The following is an 18,648-nucleotide window of genomic DNA, read 5'->3' as shown; positions in this document are numbered from 1 at the left end:
TTCAGGAGTTTGAGGTAGCCAAGGAGGATTGATACAATGTTGATGGAATGGATTGGACATTCGTGCTTTTATCTTACAACAAAGGATGGGAAAACGATTATCATCGATCCGTATGACAATACGATCGGACTGAAAGTCGCAACGAAACCCGCAGATATTGTCCTGATTACGCATGATCATTTTGATCACCGCAACCAGGAGTATATTGACGCGCTTCCCAAAGAAAGTACGGTGATTGAAAAAGAGGGAAGCTATGAGGTGGATGGCGTGAAAATTACGGGGATTCCTGTGTTTCACGACGAAGAGCAGGGAAAGCAGCGCGGTATCGTGATCACCTATGTGATAGAAACGGACGGAATGAGGCTGCTTCACATGGGCGATGTTGGCGCAATGCCGGAGCCTGCATATTTTGAAAAAATTGGCAAGATCGATATCCTGATGATCCCGGTGGGAGGTTTTTACACTGTGGATGCAAAGGGAGCGCTTAACATTATGGATATTATTCATGCGAATATCACCATCCCAATGCACTATTTGACCGGTACGCTCAATATGACCGAACTTGCGAGCGCGCATGATTTTCTGGCGCGTGCGTCAAGCAGGGAATACGACGTTTCGCGCCTTGGGGGCGGGGTATTTGACATTACGGCAGATAACCTCAAAAAACGCAACAGGATTGTTGTGATGGAGTGCACAAGCTGCTAATATTTTTATGCGGCAAACGGGCACGGCGATTTGTTAATATGCTGTTCAAGAGGATTTTTTAAGGATGCGCATCTGCGGGCATGGGCTGGCAGGTGCGTATCGTTTTGTTTAAGTATGTGGGTAAGCACGTGGGAAGGAAGAGGTTCAATGAGGAGGCTTTACAATGAAAACCGGGTTTGATAACGAGCTATACATCAAGAAGCAGACAGAAAAGATTTTGGAGCGCATCGAGCTTTTCAAGGGCAAGCTGTACCTTGAGTTTGGAGGCAAGCTGTTTGACGATTACCATGCGTCGCGCGTGCTGCCCGGATTTGACGTAAACGGAAAGGCAAAGCTGCTGCAAAGCCTTAAGGATCAGGCGGAGATCATTTTTTGCATCAATGCGGGGGATATTGAAAAAAACAAAATCCGTGCCGACCTTGGGATTACCTATGACCTTGACGTTTTGAGGCTGATTGATAACCTGCGTGGCATGGGGCTTTTGATTGGCAGCGTCGTAATCACGCAGTATACCGAGCAGCAGGCGGCGGATATGTTCCGGCAAAAGCTGGAACGGCGCGGTGTTAAAACGTATATCCATAAACACACAAAGGGATATCCATCGGAAATCGAGCTGATTGTGAGCGACGAGGGGTATGGCATGAATCCGTATATCGAGACGACGCGCCCGCTTGTTGTGGTGACCGCGCCCGGACCGGGCAGCGGTAAACTGGCAACCTGCCTTTCACAGCTTTATCATGAGTACAAAAAGGGCACAAAAGCCGGCTATGCAAAGTTTGAGACCTTCCCAATCTGGAACCTTCCGCTGAAGCATCCGGTGAATATGGCCTATGAGGCGGCGACCTCCGACCTCAACGACGTGAATATGATCGATCCGTTCCATTTGGAAGCTTATGGCAAAACGGCGGTCAACTATAACCGCGATATTGATGCGTTTCCGATTGTAAAAACAATCCTCGCGAAAATAACCGGCAATAAGGATTATTACCAGTCGCCAACCGATATGGGTGTGAACATGGCGGGCTATGCAATCACAGACGACGCAGTGTGCCGTGAGGCCGCATGTCAGGAAGTGATCCGCCGTTATTACAACGCGCAGTGCGATTTTAAAAAGGGACTGATTTCGCCGGATGCGCTGCAAAAAAACCTGATGCTGATGAAGCAGCTTGAGCTTGAGCCGGATCACCGCGCGGTGGTTGGGCCGGCGCTCAGGAAATCGGAAAAAGAAGGCGTGCCTGCCGCGGCAATCCAAATGCAGGACGGCACCATTGTGACCGGAAAAACGACGGAGCTGATGAACAACATTTCCAGTATGGTACTCAATGCGGTCAAGCAGCTTGGCAATATTGCGGATGAAATTCGCCTGATTGCTCCAATGGTACTGGAGCCGATCCTGAAACTCAAGAGCTCTGCGTTGCAGGAGCTCGATCCGATCCTGAACATTGAAGATGTGCTGATCGCGCTTTCCATCAGTGCGGCGATGAACCCCATGGCAGAGGTGGGGATGGAGAAGCTGAAGGAGCTTGCAGGCTGCGAGGTGCACTCTACGTGCATGCTGACGCAGGTGGACGAATCCATATTAAAAAAGCTCAACATCAACCTGACGTGCGAGCCGACTTATCCGTCCAAGGATTTATATTACGTATAAATAGAAGCAAATGAAAAGCGACGGCAAATTGCCGTCGCTTTTTTGTCGGTTCCCGTCAGGCCTGAACCTGAGGTTCCGGCGTCTCGTCATCTTTATCTTTGCGCTTTTTGACGCTGAATATTGTGAAAATAGCCTGTACGAATGCGATCACTATCATCAGGAGCGTCCACTGGTCTGCGAAAATCATCGGATTGTTCATGTTTTCCGTCAGGATAAACGCTATGATGCCGCCAATTCCGGGCAGAATGCTGAGAACACGGAAAATTCCCTTTCGTTTCAGCTTCCCGTTTTCATCCTGCTGGTCATTTTCATCCTCCTTCTTTTTCTTCTTTCCAAAGAAGTAGCCGATCAGGAGGACGAGCATAACGACTGCCGTCGCGATTGCAAGAATCAGATTCAGCAATGCCCACGATCCGCTAAGCCCGCCTGCAAGCGGCGTCTGGTTTTCGGGGATGGTTTCCGCTGGCTGGCTGGTATCGTTTGTACCTGTGCCTGCAAGCGGCGTTTGATTATCCGGGATGGTTGTGCTTTCAGGCTGCGCTTCTGCCGATGCAACAGGATTTGCCGCTTCCGGTACAACTGCCGCTACAGGCACTGCCGCATCCGGCGCTGCAGGAACAACCGGTGCGCCGGGGCCAACCGGGGGCTGCGACTCTGTTGTCCCGGGGATTAATTCCGGCGCAGGCGTAGGTTCCGGTGTGGGCGTAGGCTCCGGCGTGGGTGTAGGGAGCGGATTCGCGTCCGTAAACCGTATCTCGTCGTAGTTTTTCATTTGCCCGTTTTCTACAACAAACAACATGCCTCTATTGCTTAAATCCGAAAGGTCAAACGGATAATCCGTAAATTTTCCGTCATACTGTCCGTCGCTGTTTTTGATATAGTATGCGCCGTCAGGAAGCTGAAGCGCAAAAGAATGGAAGGTATGGAATACCTGCTCTGTTTTTGGTTCGCCGTTTTCCCATATTGTTTTCCCGTTTTCGTCTTTAACGATTCTGTTCTCTACAAATACAGGCAAGGTAATGGTATCGATTATTTCGCCGTTTTCATTTACAATGTCGAGCGAAACCTCGGTACCGAGGGGAAGAGCCGTTGTATCATCGACTTTTCCTGATGCGCTGATACCGTCAAACCTGCCGTTGAGCATATTTTCGACGGCTGACAGATCGCTTGCGGAAACGTCGATGGCCCATTTTTGGGTTCCGTCTGAAAAAGCATATACCTTAGCGCCTTCCTTGACAATAACCGTACCGCCTGATTTTGAATAACTGCCGCCGCCCACGCCTGCGGCGCCCGCTCCCGCGACTGCCGTAACGGATGCGTCCATTCCAATTTCAATCGTGCCGAATGTTCCCCTTGCGCCGCTGCCAATGCCTGCGCCGCCTGAACCGCCAGTGGAATTGACCTTGCCGCCGCTGATCGTGATGATACCCGCAACGCCGTCCGAACCGCTGCCGATACCTGCCGCGTTATTGCCGCCGATTGCACTGATAACGCCGTTTAAGATTGCGATCGTTCCACTGCCCTGTTTTGCACCGCCGCCGATGCCTGCGCCGCCCTCGCCGCCAGTCGCGCGTATGGTTGCGGAACCTTTGATGGTGATGGTACCGCCGGTACCGTCGCTGCTTCCTCTTGCGCCGCTGCCAATCCCTGCGCCACCGCCTGCACCGTTTGAATTCCCTCCGTTTGCGGTGATATCGCCGCCAGTGATCGTTACCTTATTGGTATCGCCCCAGTTGTAGAGGCCGCCGCCAATACCCGCGCTGCCATTACCGCCCTGCGCGTTGACTTTGCCGCCGTTGACCGTTACATCCCCTGTCCTCTGGAAACCGCCGCCAATGCCCGCGCCCTGAAGGCCGCCGGTTGCATTTACCGTTCCATTGTTGATGACGACAGTACCGCCGTTGCCTGTTTCTCTGTTATATCCGTTGGAGCCGCCGCCGATGCCTGCACCGCCGCCCTGGCCCTGTGCGGTGATATTTCCGCCGTCGATGGTAACCGTGCCGCCATGGCCGCTTGCGCCGCCGCCAATGCCTGCGCCACCGCCGCCGTTGCCCTGCACATATCCGCCGCCGGTTGCGTTAACCGTACCTTCTTCAATCGTGATGTCGCCGGCGTTTTGGCTGTTGCCGCTGCCAATCCCGGCTGCATCCTGCCCGCCATTCGCCGTCAGGCTGCCGTCGCCTTTGATTGTGACGCTGTCTCCATCCTCCACTTCGACGCCTGCGGCATTCTTTCCGCCGGTCACTTTGTTTTCGGAGCCTTCCGCGAGGTTCAGTTCTGCGTCGCCTTCCACCTTGATACCGGCCTGTCCGTCTTTTGCTTCTACATTGACGCCGTCGAGCGTTACCTGCGCTTTGTTGTCTTCGTCACCCTTTACGGTAAGCGTATGATCTGTTGGGACTTCGTTGTCATGCTGCTTGATCACAACCTCTGTATCGTCCCACTGTGTCGTATTATTCTGGGTTACGTTATGCCCGCCCTCACCGGCTTCAACGCTGATGTCTCCGTCGTCGAGATACCAGTCGGCGGCGAAGGCAACGCCGCTAAATCCGAAGACCATAACAACAATGATACCGAGAGATAAAATTCTCAGCCGTAATTTTTTCCCGTTCCTATTTCTTTTTTGGTTTCTGAGTTTCAATATTTATTCCACCTCATTTGAATTTTCTATATATCCATTCTATTCCGCACCGGTCACAAAACCGGTAATAAAAAGCATGTTTTGCAGATCTTTTTTGCTTGTGTATTATATTTTCAGGATAAAATCGAATATGATACCATCTGTATCAAGGCACAAAAAAAACCGCATTTGCGGTTTTGTATGCAGGGTATTTGTTTGTTGCTGCCTGGAATGCAGCGAAGCGTCCCGGTAAGCGCAAAGGACTTATCAGGACTTTGCTTTATCCGGCGAGACCTTTTTGGAAAGCCGCGGGTAGAGGAATACAAAAAACAGCCCGAGCGCAATCAGGATAAGGCTGATCCACTGGGAAATGGAGAATTCCCCATAGATGCCCCTGTATGCGTCGTAGCGGAAAAATTCGAGAATAAAACGGATGATTCCGTAGCCAATCAGGTAGATCGAAAGAATCCTTCCGGGCGCGCGTTTTTTCCTGCCGTAACAGACCATAAAGAGAAACAGGCCGAATACGCATATGGCCTCGATCAGCTGCACAGGAAGAAGGCGTACATCGTGCGGCGCAAATGGAGAGGCGTTGAAATAAAAACCAAACGTATCATTTGGAAGGCCGTAGCAGCAGCCTGCAAACAGGCAGCCAACCCGCCCGAGGGCGTGGGCAAGGGGAACGGAAGGAAGCACCGTATCGAGCATCGACCATGCAGGAACCCTGACGACTTTTGCGGCGAGCAGCAAAAACAGTATGCCGCCGATAAAACCGCCGTAATACACAAGCCCTGCTTCGCTGAAATATTGAAGGAACGTATAGCCTGTAGTCCGTGCGAGCTCCAAAAATTGCGGAAATCCCTGCGCCATATAGAAAAACTTTCCGCCAAGCATTGCGCCCGCGGCGGTAAGTACAAGGCAGGCGATGACATCGTCAGCCCGCATGCCATTAATCTTTCGGCGGAAAAGCGCCACGGCGACGCCAAGGGCAAAGCCGATTATGATCATAACGGCATAGGTGGAAATGGGCTGGCCAAAAAGTTCTATCATAGGGTGCATATCATTATTACCTCATTACCGCCCCTGCATCCGGCAGGAGCGGCCGTATCCGGGAAAATATTATTTGCGCGCGAGCGCGCAGTGTCAGGATAAAAAAACAGACAAACCATGAAAGGCTTGCCTGTTAATTTCCAGAATGCGCTTAGGAAAGCATTCCTGCTGCTGCCATACCACCAATGATCATGCCTGCGCAAGCAAGTGCAACGATGACCAGGATGACGGAAAGGATCAGGCCGATCAAAGAAAGAACGAAGCCTGCCGTCGCCATGCCGTTGGGGTTCTGCTTCTTTGCTTTGGAAGCAAGAATGAGACCAACGATACCGCAGATAAGGCCAACCCATACGAATACGAATGCGAAGATGACCGAAACGATACCGAGTACAAGCGATACGATTGCGAGTGTGTTGTTGTTGTTTTCCATAATGATACCTCCGTGATATATATTTTATTATGGTATATAGTTCCAGAAAAAACAGGAAATAACTCCCTCTTCTTTCCAACTATATTATATAGGGAAAACCCCGTAAAAGTCAAATCGATTCATCGAAAAAACACGTAAAATATGAACTTTTAGTGAAATTTTTGTTTCAGTTGTGGCAAAGCAGTATATTATGTATATATTCGAATAAAAAAAGTTGATTTTCATTGACAAAACTGCTGTTTTTTAGCATAATAAAGGAAGACAGATAGTGGAAATTTATTCAGACGGAGATCCGGCCGTCTTTCTTGCGAATGTATTTTTGTCACTTTCTTCCTTTTTTTCAATTATTTGATTAATAGTTTGTTAAAATTTTTCATATTTTTATCATATTTAAGGAGCGTATTTTTGTGGATACCAGTTTACTAGAATCGAAAAGCTTAGCTGATCTGCGGGAGATTGCAAAATTAGCTGGCGTGAAGTCCCCAACCAAGTACAAAAAAGCCGATTTGCTCGGGAAATTGCTTGAGCTGGAGCAGGATGAGCCGGAAGAAACGCCGCAGGCAGAAGAACTGATGCAGGCCGTGGCGCCGGAAGTGGCCATTGAGGCTCCGGCGGAACCTGAAAAGGTTGTGGAAAAGCGCAGGCGTACTGCGCGTTCCCCCAAAGTGGAAGCGCCGGTGGAAGAGCAAACGCAGCCGGTACCATCGGAAAAACCTGAAATGCAGGATTTGAGCGACGACGGACAGGATGAGGAAGAACAGCATCATGATTCCCGCCGCCGCAGGATTATTGAATATGTGCCGAACAACGATGCGGTCAATGAAATCCTGAATACCGGCGAATGCAAGGAAGCAAACGGCATCCTGGAGGTGCATTCGGAGGGGTATGGTTTTTTGCGCAGCGAAAATTACCTGCCCGGCACAAAGGACGTATATGTTTCCCAGGCCCAGATCAGGAAATTCAACCTGAAAACAGGCGATAAGGTGTATGGGAAGACGCGTCCGTCCAAGGACGGAGAGCGTTTGCTCGCGTTGCTGTATATTGAAACTGTGAATGGCGAGCCGGTAGAGAACTGCCAGACGCGCAGGCCGTTTGAGGAATTGACTCCAATCTATCCTGAGGAGCGGTTTACGCTCGAGAACGTGCGTGCGTCGCGCGACCTTGCAATCAGGATGATAGACCTGATATCGCCGATCGGTAAAGGGCAGCGCGGACTTATTGTCGCACCGCCAAAGGCAGGTAAAACGATCCTGCTGAAAAAGATCGCAAACAGCATTACAACAAATTACCCTGAGGTGGAGCTCCTTGTTCTGCTCATCGACGAGCGTCCGGAGGAAGTGACGGATATGCAAAGGTCGATTGCAGGGGAAGTCGTTTACTCGACATTTGATGAAAAGCCTGAAAACCATGCGCGCGTTTCGGATATGGTGATCGAGCGTGCAAAGCGGCTGGTAGAGCATGGGCGCGACGTTGTGATCCTGCTCGACAGCCTTACGCGCCTTGGACGCGCATACAACCTGATTGTCCCGCCTTCCGGCAGGACGCTGTCCGGCGGTCTTGATCCCGCTTCGCTGTATAAGCCCAAACGGTTTTTCGGTGCGGCGAGGAATATTGAAGGCGGCGGATCGCTGACCATCATTGCAACGGCCCTTGTAGAGACGGGCTCGCGCATGGATGAGATCATTTATGAAGAATTTAAAGGGACTGGCAACATGGAAATCCACCTTGACCGCAAGCTTTCGGAAAAACGTATTTTTCCTGCGGTGGACCTTGCGAAATCCGGTACGCGGCGTGAGGATCTGCTGTTGTCCCAGAAGGAGCTCGAGGGTACGTGGGCGCTCAGGAAGGCCCTTTCCTCCGGCAATACGACAGAGGTTACGGAGCAGCTGATCGGTATGATCGTGCGTACGCAGACAAACGAAGAGTTTTTGGCGAGGCTGCACGAGTGGTTCCGTATCTGGGAAAAGGAAGGCTATAACTCGCGTTCGGGAAACAGTAGGTATTAAGCCGCCTTGGATGGGAAGCAAAAGGGCGAATAACCGTATTCCTGCTTGTAATCGGTACGCAGGTATTCTCTATGGAAACGGATGGCAGGAGGAAGAAAACCTTCTGCCATTTTTACATTTGAGAAAGGCGTGTTTCTAAGGATGGTGCAGATAACAAGGCGGTGGCCGTATATGCCGGGCGAGGGTGAGCTATGGATGGAAGTCAGCGGAAAGGATCAGGAAAAATGAAAAAATGTAAGATTACCGTTCTGAAAAAAACGCTGGATGAGGAACTGGCAAAGGAATATGGCGTGGAAGGCCTGACAGCCTGCCCAATGCACAGGGCAGGGGAAGTATTTTATGCGGACTATGCAAAACCGGAAGGGTTGTGCGACGAAGCGTGGAAAGCTATTTACCAATATGTGTTTGCCCTTTCGCACGGCGCAAAGGACGGGCTCTTTTATTATGGGGACTGGATCAGGAAACCGGGCGTGGCGATTTGCAGTTGTAACGACGGACTGCGTCCGGTCATATTTAAAATAGAAGCAACGGACGAGGAGTCAAAAATCGATTACGATCCGGTGGAATAGCCTGCGCTTTTTGTGCTGCCGGTTTTGCGGCGCGTTTGTATAATATTGTAAGGATTTAAAAGCTCCGAATGCAACAGCAGCCGGAGCTTTTTCATAAAATAACAGGCAAAATGCCCGCGGTTTGCTTTGGTCAGCCGAGGATTTCCTTTACTTTGCCCGCTACAGCCTGCGCAAAGGCTGCGTGCCCCTGCGCGTCCATGTGCAGGTAATCGGCTTCGTTTGGCTGTGCATACAGGGAAGCGTCGATGTAGTGGCATCCGTGGATGCGCGCTATATTTTCGTAGAGCGGACGCAGTTTCTTCATCAGCGTATGCGCGTCTTCATTGTAATAAGCCCCGGTCCAGCGCGTGCCGACCTTCCGGCCTACATCGATCGGGCCTGCGATCAATATTTCCGGCGCCTTGCCATTTACCCCAAAGACCGGATCCTGCGCAGTGGTGACAATGCGCTCGAGGCCCTTGGAAATAGTGGAGGCCGTTTGATGAAGATGTACTTTGACGTCGTTGGTTCCAAGCATGATCATAATAAGGTCAACCGGCGCTTTGGAAAGCAGGCAGGGCGTGATATAGGCAAGCCCGTTGCGGTAGGGGCAGATGGGATCGTCAAACACAGTGGTTCGCGCGTTCATCCCCTCTTCGCATACAAGGTAATCCGCACCAAGTTTCTTTTGCAGTACGCCCGTCCAGCGAACGTCGTAAGGAAATCGGGTTTCGGTTCCCGCTTCCTCGTTGTGACCGTCAGGATCAAATCCCCAGGTGTTGGAATCTCCATAACAAAGAATTGTTTTCATCGTCAAAATCTCCTGTGATTATGATTGGATTATGAATGCCGGTATCTTACAACAGGCGCCATTTATTCCTTTTTCAGCCTTTTGAATAATGATCAGGACAATCATGCAGGCTGTATGCTGCGCCAGCAAAAAAATTCCGACAAATGTTTTGTCTCATTCTTTTAATTACTACATCATAAGGATACATCAAAATCAACGGGATGGCAATGCCGCGCGATATATTTTCAGGACGCGTATATAGGTGGTAATACTTGTATTCAGGCGGCTTTTATGCTATACAGTAAGAAGGAAACAACAGGGAAGGAACATAAAAATTTGAAGCTGCGCGATTTGCCGTTACATAAAAAAATAACGCTTACCAATTTTATGATGATCATAATACCGGTGGCTCTTGTGGTCGTGATTATGGTGGGGATTTTGATCGGAATCCTCGCCGGTGCGGGTTCAAGCTTTACGATTGCCGCTGTGGAGAAGCTGAGTGGAACCACCACGAATTACCAGCTGCAGCTTATGATGGATTCGGTCAGCGAGGATATTGTGGAAAACAGCAGGGCATTTGAAGAAGGCTCCGCATTGCTTGAAATCTGCGGGGAACTTGAACAGATGGGGATCAGCGTGGCAATCGAATCGGACGGGCGCGCGCTTTATGTATCGCCGGGAAAGACAGCGGGGCAGGTGCGAAGCGAGGTTCGGAATTTAGCAGGCGGCGATGGGCATTTGTTCAGCCGCACACAGGACGGTTTTGCGTACCGTGAGCTTTTACGCACGCCTGATGGAAGCGAGTACCTGATCGAAGCGTCCGCGCCGGGGTTTTTGTATGAAAACGGCGAATATTACAGCTATGAGGAAATGAAGGATTACCTGAAATTGATACTGGTGGCTGTGTTTGGCGCGGCGATTGTGATCATCGTAATTACGGGGATATGGCTGTCAAAAAAGCTCTCCGGCAGCATCCTCATACCGCTTGGCAGGCTTTCCGCCGCAACCGTGCAGGTGCGTAATGGAAACCTTGACAGTCCTGTCGGATACGTTTCAAACGACGAGCTTGGACAGGTTTGCGAGGAATTTGACGAAATGCGCCTGCGTCTGCGGGAGTCCATGGTTATGCAGCGCAAATATGAGCAGCAACGCAAAAAAATGGTAGCGGGAATTTCGCACGACCTTTCCACACCGATCACGTCGATCAAGGGATATGCCAGCGGCCTGATGGAAGGGATCGCAGATACGCCTGAAAAAAAGAGGCATTATTTACAGACGATTTACGACCGGGCGGCCGACATGGAACAAATGGTGGAAAGCCTGTTTTTGTATTCCAAGCTCGATATGGAAAAAGAGCCGTTTCACATGGAAGCGGTGGAGCTCGGCGCATATCTGAAGGAATATTGTGCAGGCCTTCGGATCAAGCTTGAGAAGGACGGCGCGGAGGTGTCCTTTGAGAACGAATGCAACAGGGCTGTTTATGCAGGAATAGACAGGCTGCAGTTTGACCGCGTGCTGTCAAACCTTGTGGATAACAGTGTAAAATACCGGAAGCAGGGCGTGAAGCTGAAAATAAAAATCAGCCTGACGAGCGAAGATGCGTATGCTGTGATTCGGTTTGCGGACAATGGAATTGGGATTGAAAGCACGGAGGAAGAGAAAATATTCGATAGCTTTTACCGTACCGATCCCGCGCGCAGCAACACGGAAAAGGGAAGCGGGCTTGGATTATCAATCGTCAGGCAGATTGTCGAACGCGTGGGCGGACGCGTAGTTGCCAAGGGCAGCCCGCAGCTTGGGCTGATCGTGACGATCGTGCTGCCGGAAACAGGGAGGTCGTAATGAAAAAAATATTGATCATAGAGGACGATAAAAGCATTGCGGAACTGGAACGGGATTACCTCGAAGCGAACGAATTTGCGGTGGAGACAGCCGCCTGCGGGGATGAAGGCCTGCGGTTTGCAAAAAAGCAGGAGTACGCGCTTATTGTGCTTGATGTGATGCTGCCCGGCATGGACGGGTTTGAGGTGCTCCGGCGGCTACGGACGGAAAAAGATACGCCTGTGCTCATGGTTTCGGCAAGGCGGGACGATGTTGATAAGATTCGCGGATTGGGCCTGGGCGCTGACGATTACATGGTGAAGCCTTTCAGTCCTTCCGAGCTGGTCGCGCGGGTAAAGGCCCACATCGCACGTTTTGAACGGCTGACGCAAACGCAGGAAAAGCCGCAGGCCGGACGGGTTATTACCGTAGGAGGGCTCAGGATCGACGCAGATGCGCGCAGGGTTTTTGTGCAGGGGGAGGAAGTAACGCTCAAAAATAAGGAATTCGAGCTGCTTATTTTTCTGGCGGAGAATCCGAATATCGTATTCAGTAAGGAAAAACTGTTTGACCGGATTTGGGATATGGAGTCCCTTGGGGACACGGCAACTGTAACGGTGCACATTAACCGGATACGTGAGAAAATTGAAAATGGGGAAGAAAAATACATCGAAACCGTATGGGGATCGGGATACCGGTTCCGGGCATAGCGTTATTCTGAGGGATGCGTTCCTGCAAGAAGAATGAGGTCGATTGTGATGTGCGTGACGCCCCCGCAATCCAGCGGGCCTGCATCTATGCCAAACGTCATTGGAGTCATGCGAAAAAAGGCTTCCAGCTGTCTTCTGTCTACAGGCAGCCGGTAGCTGATTTTTTTTTGTTCCAGAAGCTTCGTATGCGCATAAAAATAGTCCAGGACTTTTTGATTGGAATATGTTTTGCGGTGTAATCCGGATTTTATGCAGTTGCGGATTTCCTGTAGATAGCTGTCTCCCGGCACGATCTTTAAAAGTATGCCGCCGGGGGCGAGCACGCGCATGAATTCATTGTAATTGGCGGGTGTGAGGATGTTAAGCAGGAGATCGACGCAATGGTCTTTAACGGGCAGCTCCGCAAGGTCTGCAACGATCCATTTGACCTCTCTGGATCTGCGCGCCGCGAGAAGCGCCGCGTCCCGGCTGTTGTCAACCGCATATACGTCCACGTCCGGCAAGGCTTTTTTGAGCGCAAGCGAATAATAACCCTCCCCGCTACCCGCATCGAGCATGGTAAGCGGGGACTTTTCCTGTCCGTGTTTTTGCAGGGCGTCAAGCAGCTGCGAAACAACGGGCGCATAAAATCCGTCATTGAAAACGAGGCTCCTGCTTTCAAAAAGCGCCCCGTCATATTTTATTTTACTTTGGTTTTGATGGGGGATCAGGTTCAGGTATCCTTTGGATGAAAGGTCAAAGCAGTGCCCGTTTGAGCATACAAAGCTGCCGGTGCTTACAGGCATAAGATTGCCCTTACACAAAGGGCAGCGCAAAACATGCCCGCTCCCGTCAAATTGTTTGACCACCGTACTTATTTTCATCGCAGGACTTTCCCCCGTTGTCGTCAAAATTCACAGAAGCCTTACAGCTCTGTTGCAGAGCTCCCTTTTTGCCGTTCTGTTTCTATCATACCATGAAAACAGCCCTTCAAAAACAAAAGCGGCAGAAGATCGTTCGGATTTGTTGGTTTTTTTAGAACGCGTTTATAGATTATTTAGAAATATGGCGTAGTAATAGAGGTGGAGGTGAAGAATATGGATTGGATCATTACGCTTATGGACCAATTTGGATATTTTGGAATCGCGCTGCTGATCGCAGTTGAAAATATTTTTCCGCCCATCCCCTCGGAAGTTATTCTGACGTTTGGAGGGTTTATGACGACCTATACGAGTATGAACGTATGGGGCGTAGTGCTCGCGGCGACAATCGGATCTGTCATCGGTGCGGTTGTGCTTTATCTGATTGGACGTATCCTGAATGCGGAACGCCTGGAACGCCTGCTTTCCGGCAAGGCAGGACGTATCCTTCGCTTAAAGCCGGATGACGTGGAGAAGGCGCAGGGATGGTTTGAAAAGCGTGGTGGAAAGGCCGTGTTTTTCTGCCGGTTCATTCCAATCGTACGCAGCCTGATATCCATACCGGCAGGAATGACAGGGATGAATCCGGGCAAATTTGCAGCGTTTACCACTGCGGGGACATTCCTCTGGAACCTGGTGCTCGTAAACCTGGGCGTGCTGGCGGGGGCCTCGTGGGAGAAGATTGCGGCGGCAGTCGATACCTATGCGCATATTGTTCTGGTAATTATCATTGCAGTCGTGGCGGTTGCGGGGATTTTGTTCTATAAAAAGAGGCTGTCAAAAAAGGCTGAGGCTGAAAAGGAATAAACAAACGGCGAAGGAAAGACCGTGGCTTTGCACGGTCTTTTTTGAAGCCTGAACTTTACCCACAACATAGAGCGGTTTTATACTTTTTTCCGTGTCAGGATAATTCCGATGATTGCCCCTATAAGGATAATCGGTACCAATCTGACAAACAGCCATTCAAATGCGTGAAAAGCGACTCCGACAACGGCGGTTTCAGGATCATTATAGTCCCAACCTAAGTAAGGGCTATTTAATACGATTAAGACCGCAGAAATTATTACTATGGCAACACACAATGAGATAAGCAGCCAATGAAACGTTTTTCGTCGTGTAATCTTTCTTTGTGCAAGCTGTAAGTTTATAATCTCCAATTTTTCGGAAATAGCTTTTAAGTCATTAACCTTTGTTTCAATAACAGATTCTCCAAGCAAAGTACTTACTGGTGTTTCAAGCGCTTCTGATATAGAAATCAGCATATCAGAATCAGGTACTGACAATCCTTGCTCCCATTTAGAGACTGTTTGCCGCACCACATTCAGCTTAATAGCGAGCTCTTCCTGCGAAAGTCCTTTTGATTTTCTGATTGCTTTCATGTTTTCGTTTAACATCAGGTATAACCGCCTTTCTTTCAATCGCTACCACTATTGTATGAGAAACTGCCCGTTGCCACAAGCAACGCATATTAACATTCAAGCTTTATGGCCGTGATATGCTGTTTGGTACCTTGCAAAAAAGAGCTGAAACTCGAAGCATTTATCAATATAAAAACAGATAAAATAAATTGTTTTTCGGGATATAATCAAATGAACAGGTCTCGAAATATTACAATGGTTTATTTTGAGTGGGAAAAGGGGATTGGTTATGATGAAAAACAGGATCAGAAAAGACGTTATTTTCTGGACACACCAAGGCCATACCTGTAAAGGTATGGCCTTGGTATATCCTGCATTCTCAATGTGTTTATGTTAAGATATTACAATTACATTCTTACATATCCGCCTTTTCCACTAGCCCCAATTTCAACATACGCTGCTCTATCGTAATATGCAAAACCACCGCCAAATTGCTTGACACCAAGCGTCATACTGAAATTACAGGCAATGGTTCTACCTGAGTCTAGAATAGTATATTTTTTATGATTTGTTGCAACGCTTGTACCGCTATCTTGTGCACTGGCATTAATACTATATACCTTATTTGCCATGAGATACCCCCCGGGTGCTTTTTCGCGATTTATTGTGGCGCCGAATCTTATACGTGCAAAAACTCCGCAAGGTGTCATATATGATTTGTCAATACCTACATTTGCATAAACACGCGGCGTGATCTGGGGAGTATCATCGTCAACTATAATTGGAGAGTTTTCTGCATGAGCTTGTGCTACTGCAGCTTCCTATAATTCATCTACAGTTTTATTATTGTTTTCGATTTGAGCGACTATTGTATCGTACTCTTCCTGTGATTGAGGTTCAATCATTAAAATTCCTTCTTCGTTTACATACATAGTGGTTTCGTCATCTGGAAATTCTTCTACAAATCCAGTGACATTTAAACCAACGACCATCATGCAAATAGCTAAGATAGCAACCAATGATTTTTTCATGATTTATTTCCTCCCTTTTGGTAGCGAGTACTAAAACACAATCAACCACATATTATATAAACATAGAAATTCCTCCCCCCTTTATTGCTATTTTGAACCATTGGATAAAACAATGGCTATTGCGTTTAAGGTGATTACCACCGCTAAAAACATTCCATCAAATAATAATCCATTATAAAAAGCAATCGCTTTTATAACCAACGATACTGGTATGGAAAGAATACTCAATAAAAGCGGCATTTTCGTTCTCATATTATTTCCCTCCTCCTGATATAGAATTGGAATATAAGGCAACAGTAAAAGTAAATTGTTGTATCTATATACTTAACTTCGCAAAGCATATAAATGGGGGCAATTTTTTTAAAAAAATAACTAATACTTAATAATCTATTTATGATTGCAGAGTTTGTTATCGGTAAGTGTTTATAAAAAGGTAACGAAACATTACTCAGCGTTCCAGAGATTCAAATCCCTTTCGTATAAAATATATTTATTTTCGTGATAAAAAATTAATATAAATTGAAATAAATTGTTTTTCACGATACAATCAAATGAACAGGTCTCGAAATATTACAATGGTTTATTTTGAGTGGGAAAAGGGGATTGGTTATGATGAAAAACAAGATCAGAAAAGGCGTTTGCCTTTTGACGGTGCTATTGGCGGTATGCCTCGTATTGGTTCCGGCAATTTCCATGGCGGGAAACGCACAGGAAGTGGCGGACGATACATTACAGGAAGCGCAGGGCACACAGGCTCCGCAGCCGCAGGAAACGCAGGCTGCCGTGCAGCAGGATAAGCAACCGGAAGAATCCACAGAGCCGGGCCGGGACGCGCAGCCACAGGCCTCCGAGCCGGCTGCATCATCGGAACAGGCGGAGTTATCGCCTGCGCCGGCGGAACAGAATTCAGCGATGCAACTAAATGAGGGCATGAACAATGAATTGACTGCAAGCGCGCCGCAAAAAATCAGCGAGCTTTTTCCGGATGCGGAATTTGCAAATATAATCAAAGTGAAACTCAGCAAAGGGAGTATAGACGCTACCGTAACACAGGACGAACTTTTGGGGATCACAGAGCTCTATTTATCCAGTGAAGTATCAAACCTTACGGGAATTAAGAACCTCGCGAACCTGGAGCTTCTCCAGGAATATGGAAATCCGGATATCGAGATTCCATCGGAAATCGGAAGCCTGAAAAAACTGGAACATTTGCGTTTGCAGAACAACGCGCTTTCTTCGCTGCCGCCGGAAATCGGCGGCCTTACTGCTTTACAGGAACTGGACCTGTCGGGAAACCACTTTGGGAGCATCCCTGACGTAGTATTCAGCCTGCCCGGCCTGAAGCGGCTGGTTCTTTCCGATAACCGCCTGCAAGAACTGCCGGTGGAAATTAGAAATTTGACAGGCCTTGAATTTCTGGCGTTGAATAACAATCAGATTTCATCTGTTTCGCCGGGAATTGGAACGCTTAAAAATTTGCAGGTTTTGATGCTTGGCAATAACCAAATTACATCCGTGCCGGAGGAATATGGGGATTTGGATAGCCTGACCAGCATCAATCTGGAAAATAACCGGCTCACATCTGTTCCTGACGCCATTACGAGGCTGCAAAAGGTAACTTCCATTTCCCTGAATGGAAATAAACTGTCTGCGCTCCCCGCAGGAATTGGAAATTTACAGGAACTCAGCCAGCTTGTGGTTTACGACAACAACCTGACGTCGCTCCCGGAAGAAATTTGCGACTGTCCGCAGCTTGAGATGATTAATGCCGATAAAAATAATCTGACCTCGCTCCCTGCGGGTTTGGGTAAACTGACAAAGCTGTTTTCGCTCAATATAAACGATAATAAACTAACGAGTTTACCGGATGTGATCGGTTCGTTTGACGAGCTTCGCGTATTGCAGGCGGACGGCAACAGGCTTAGCGCCCTGCCTGCGTCCATCGGGCGTCTGCCGCAATGCTATGAGGTGTCGGCAAGGAACAACGACCTGACAGTCCTGCCTGATGAAATCGCCGATATGCAAAAGCTTGATAAGCTTTACCTGTCGGGAAACCATCTGACGGATGTTTCCCTGGTGCCGGACAAGGTCAGCGACTTTGACGCGAGAAACCAGAGCGTAACCATCAATTTGTACCGCAAGACGATTACATTGCCTGCTACATATACGCCGCCAACAGGAAGCATTGTTTTGTGGGACAGGGGTTATGCAAGAAATGAAATGGTAAGCAACAGCTTTTACAAAAGCGGCGCGTTTCAGCTTTCTGCGAATCCGCAGAATGGAAAGCTGGAAAGTAAAAGCGGAGAGTTCAGTATCAATTATGTGATATCCCTGCGGGATAAATTATCCGTGGATATCGGTACGCAGGAAATCAATTTGCAGGAAGGCGAATTTTATACAGTAAGCCCGACAAGCGATGTGATGGACGGCTATGAGGTGCAGTATAGCTTCAATATAACGCAAGGGACAAATGTAGCCCGTATCGTAGCGCCGAATAAGATAGTAGGGATGGAAGCGGGGAGAGCCTACCTGAAAATTAAGGGCGAGGTAAAAGGAACGGGCGTTACTGGAGAAATTACGGTTCCTGTCACGGTAGGGCAGGCCGCGCCAAATATGAGCGGCACGCAATACCCCATTCTGGATGGAAACGGGCAGACCGCATATAAAGGAACCGCATTTCTTGAATTCCGGTTCGACGCGCCGCTGGATCAATTTGAGAACGTATGGCTTGACAATGAATTGCTGACGCGCGGGATCGACTACACGGTGCGCGAGGGAAGTACGATCATTAAGTTACACAAATCCCTGCTTGACAGGCTTGAAAATGGAACGCATACGCTGGTTGCAGGATTCACAGATGGCTATGCAAAAGTGGATTTCGATGTAAATAACGATGTGAGTACAAAGAAATCTCCTAAAACAGGAGATGAAACGCCTATTGGGCTGCTGGTACTGGGGGCAATGTGCTCTGCTGCCGTGCTAGCCGCTGCGCTGGTCAAAAAGCGCAAAGCAGGCGAAACAAAGTAAGGCAA

17 protein-coding genes are annotated in these 18,648 nt (G+C 48.8%); 8 read left to right on the top strand and 9 right to left on the bottom strand.

The annotated features are described in order from the left end of the window. Positions 1–36 precede the first annotated feature (36 nt). Positions 37–705: an MBL fold metallo-hydrolase gene (locus tag CHK_RS06695; RefSeq protein WP_052740431.1), complete on the top strand. Its 669-nt coding sequence runs from the start codon at positions 37–39 to the stop codon at positions 703–705. 163 nt (positions 706–868) lie between these two features. Further along, positions 869–2,353 (top strand): DUF1846 domain-containing protein, encoded by a 1,485-nt coding sequence (locus CHK_RS06690; RefSeq protein WP_046443257.1) that lies wholly within the window; start codon positions 869–871, stop codon positions 2,351–2,353. Between the two features lie 55 nt (positions 2,354–2,408). On the opposite strand, the gene CHK_RS17010 is transcribed toward CHK_RS06690, so the two are convergent. The 3 genes from CHK_RS17010 to CHK_RS06675 all read right to left on the bottom strand — a co-directional run bounded on the left by CHK_RS17010 (position 2,409) and on the right by CHK_RS06675 (position 6,453). Beyond that, positions 2,409–4,913, bottom strand: coding sequence for an FILTED domain-containing surface protein (locus CHK_RS17010; RefSeq protein ID WP_131924740.1), 2,505 nt, complete (start codon positions 4,911–4,913; stop codon positions 2,409–2,411). Positions 4,914–5,240: 327 nt separating this feature from the next. Then, a complete protein-coding gene (locus tag CHK_RS06680; RefSeq protein ID WP_160295606.1) occupies positions 5,241–6,023 on the bottom strand; it encodes a prolipoprotein diacylglyceryl transferase in 783 nt (260 codons plus the stop codon). 151 nt (positions 6,024–6,174) lie between these two features. After that, positions 6,175–6,453, bottom strand: a complete 279-nt coding sequence (locus CHK_RS06675; protein WP_046443255.1) for a DUF4190 domain-containing protein — start codon at positions 6,451–6,453, stop codon at positions 6,175–6,177. A gap of 407 nt (positions 6,454–6,860) precedes the next feature. Between CHK_RS06675 and rho the strand changes: the two genes are divergently transcribed. Both rho and CHK_RS06665 read left to right on the top strand, forming a co-directional pair. Then, positions 6,861–8,459, top strand: coding sequence for a transcription termination factor Rho (gene rho, locus CHK_RS06670; RefSeq protein WP_046443254.1), 1,599 nt, complete (start codon positions 6,861–6,863; stop codon positions 8,457–8,459). Between the two features lie 224 nt (positions 8,460–8,683). Then, positions 8,684–9,028 (top strand): TIGR04076 family protein, encoded by a 345-nt coding sequence (locus CHK_RS06665; RefSeq protein WP_046443253.1) that lies wholly within the window; start codon positions 8,684–8,686, stop codon positions 9,026–9,028. Positions 9,029–9,158: 130 nt separating this feature from the next. On the opposite strand, the gene CHK_RS06660 is transcribed toward CHK_RS06665, so the two are convergent. Next, positions 9,159–9,818: an SGNH/GDSL hydrolase family protein gene (locus tag CHK_RS06660; RefSeq protein ID WP_046443252.1), complete on the bottom strand. Its 660-nt coding sequence runs from the start codon at positions 9,816–9,818 to the stop codon at positions 9,159–9,161. Between the two features lie 270 nt (positions 9,819–10,088). Between CHK_RS06660 and CHK_RS06655 the strand changes: the two genes are divergently transcribed. After that, on the top strand, positions 10,089–11,639 hold the full coding sequence (locus CHK_RS06655) for a sensor histidine kinase (protein ID WP_046443251.1): 1,551 nt from the start codon (positions 10,089–10,091) through the stop codon (positions 11,637–11,639). Beyond that, the gene (locus CHK_RS06650) at positions 11,639–12,328 is read left to right on the top strand and encodes a response regulator transcription factor (RefSeq protein WP_046443250.1); all 690 of its coding nucleotides are present in this window, start codon (positions 11,639–11,641) and stop codon (positions 12,326–12,328) included. Before CHK_RS06655 ends, CHK_RS06650 begins: the two co-directional genes overlap by 1 nt. Positions 12,329–12,330: 2 nt before the next feature. On the opposite strand, the gene CHK_RS06645 is transcribed toward CHK_RS06650, so the two are convergent. Beyond that, positions 12,331–13,191, bottom strand: coding sequence for a putative RNA methyltransferase (locus CHK_RS06645; protein WP_046443249.1), 861 nt, complete (start codon positions 13,189–13,191; stop codon positions 12,331–12,333). Positions 13,192–13,404: 213 nt separating this feature from the next. Between CHK_RS06645 and CHK_RS06640 the strand changes: the two genes are divergently transcribed. Beyond that, positions 13,405–14,034 carry a DedA family protein gene (locus tag CHK_RS06640; RefSeq protein ID WP_046443248.1) on the top strand — a complete coding sequence of 210 codons (630 nt, stop codon included), beginning with the start codon at positions 13,405–13,407 and terminating at the stop codon, positions 14,032–14,034. A 77-nt stretch (positions 14,035–14,111) separates the two neighbouring features. On the opposite strand, the gene CHK_RS06635 is transcribed toward CHK_RS06640, so the two are convergent. From CHK_RS06635 to CHK_RS16595, 4 genes are all read right to left on the bottom strand, one after another. Then, positions 14,112–14,621, bottom strand: coding sequence for a helix-turn-helix domain-containing protein (locus tag CHK_RS06635; RefSeq protein ID WP_046443247.1), 510 nt, complete (start codon positions 14,619–14,621; stop codon positions 14,112–14,114). 371 nt (positions 14,622–14,992) lie between these two features. Then, a complete protein-coding gene (locus tag CHK_RS06625) occupies positions 14,993–15,217 on the bottom strand; it encodes a hypothetical protein (protein ID WP_046443245.1) in 225 nt (74 codons plus the stop codon). Positions 15,218–15,406: 189 nt separating this feature from the next. Then, positions 15,407–15,616, bottom strand: coding sequence for a hypothetical protein (locus CHK_RS06620; RefSeq protein WP_046443244.1), 210 nt, complete (start codon positions 15,614–15,616; stop codon positions 15,407–15,409). A gap of 87 nt (positions 15,617–15,703) precedes the next feature. Further along, positions 15,704–15,868, bottom strand: a complete 165-nt coding sequence (locus CHK_RS16595) for a hypothetical protein (protein ID WP_160295605.1) — start codon at positions 15,866–15,868, stop codon at positions 15,704–15,706. A gap of 357 nt (positions 15,869–16,225) precedes the next feature. Between CHK_RS16595 and CHK_RS15655 the strand changes: the two genes are divergently transcribed. Beyond that, entirely contained in the window at positions 16,226–18,643 is a 2,418-nt protein-coding gene (locus CHK_RS15655; RefSeq protein ID WP_052740429.1) for a leucine-rich repeat domain-containing protein, read from the top strand. The last annotated feature ends 5 nt before the right edge of the window (positions 18,644–18,648 follow it).

This window comes from Christensenella hongkongensis (genome assembly GCF_000981035.1).
Classification (GTDB): domain Bacteria; phylum Bacillota; class Clostridia; order Christensenellales; family Christensenellaceae; genus Christensenella; species Christensenella hongkongensis.
The sequence above is the reverse complement of the archived record's forward strand: the minus strand, read 5'-3'. Positions and strand labels throughout refer to the sequence as shown.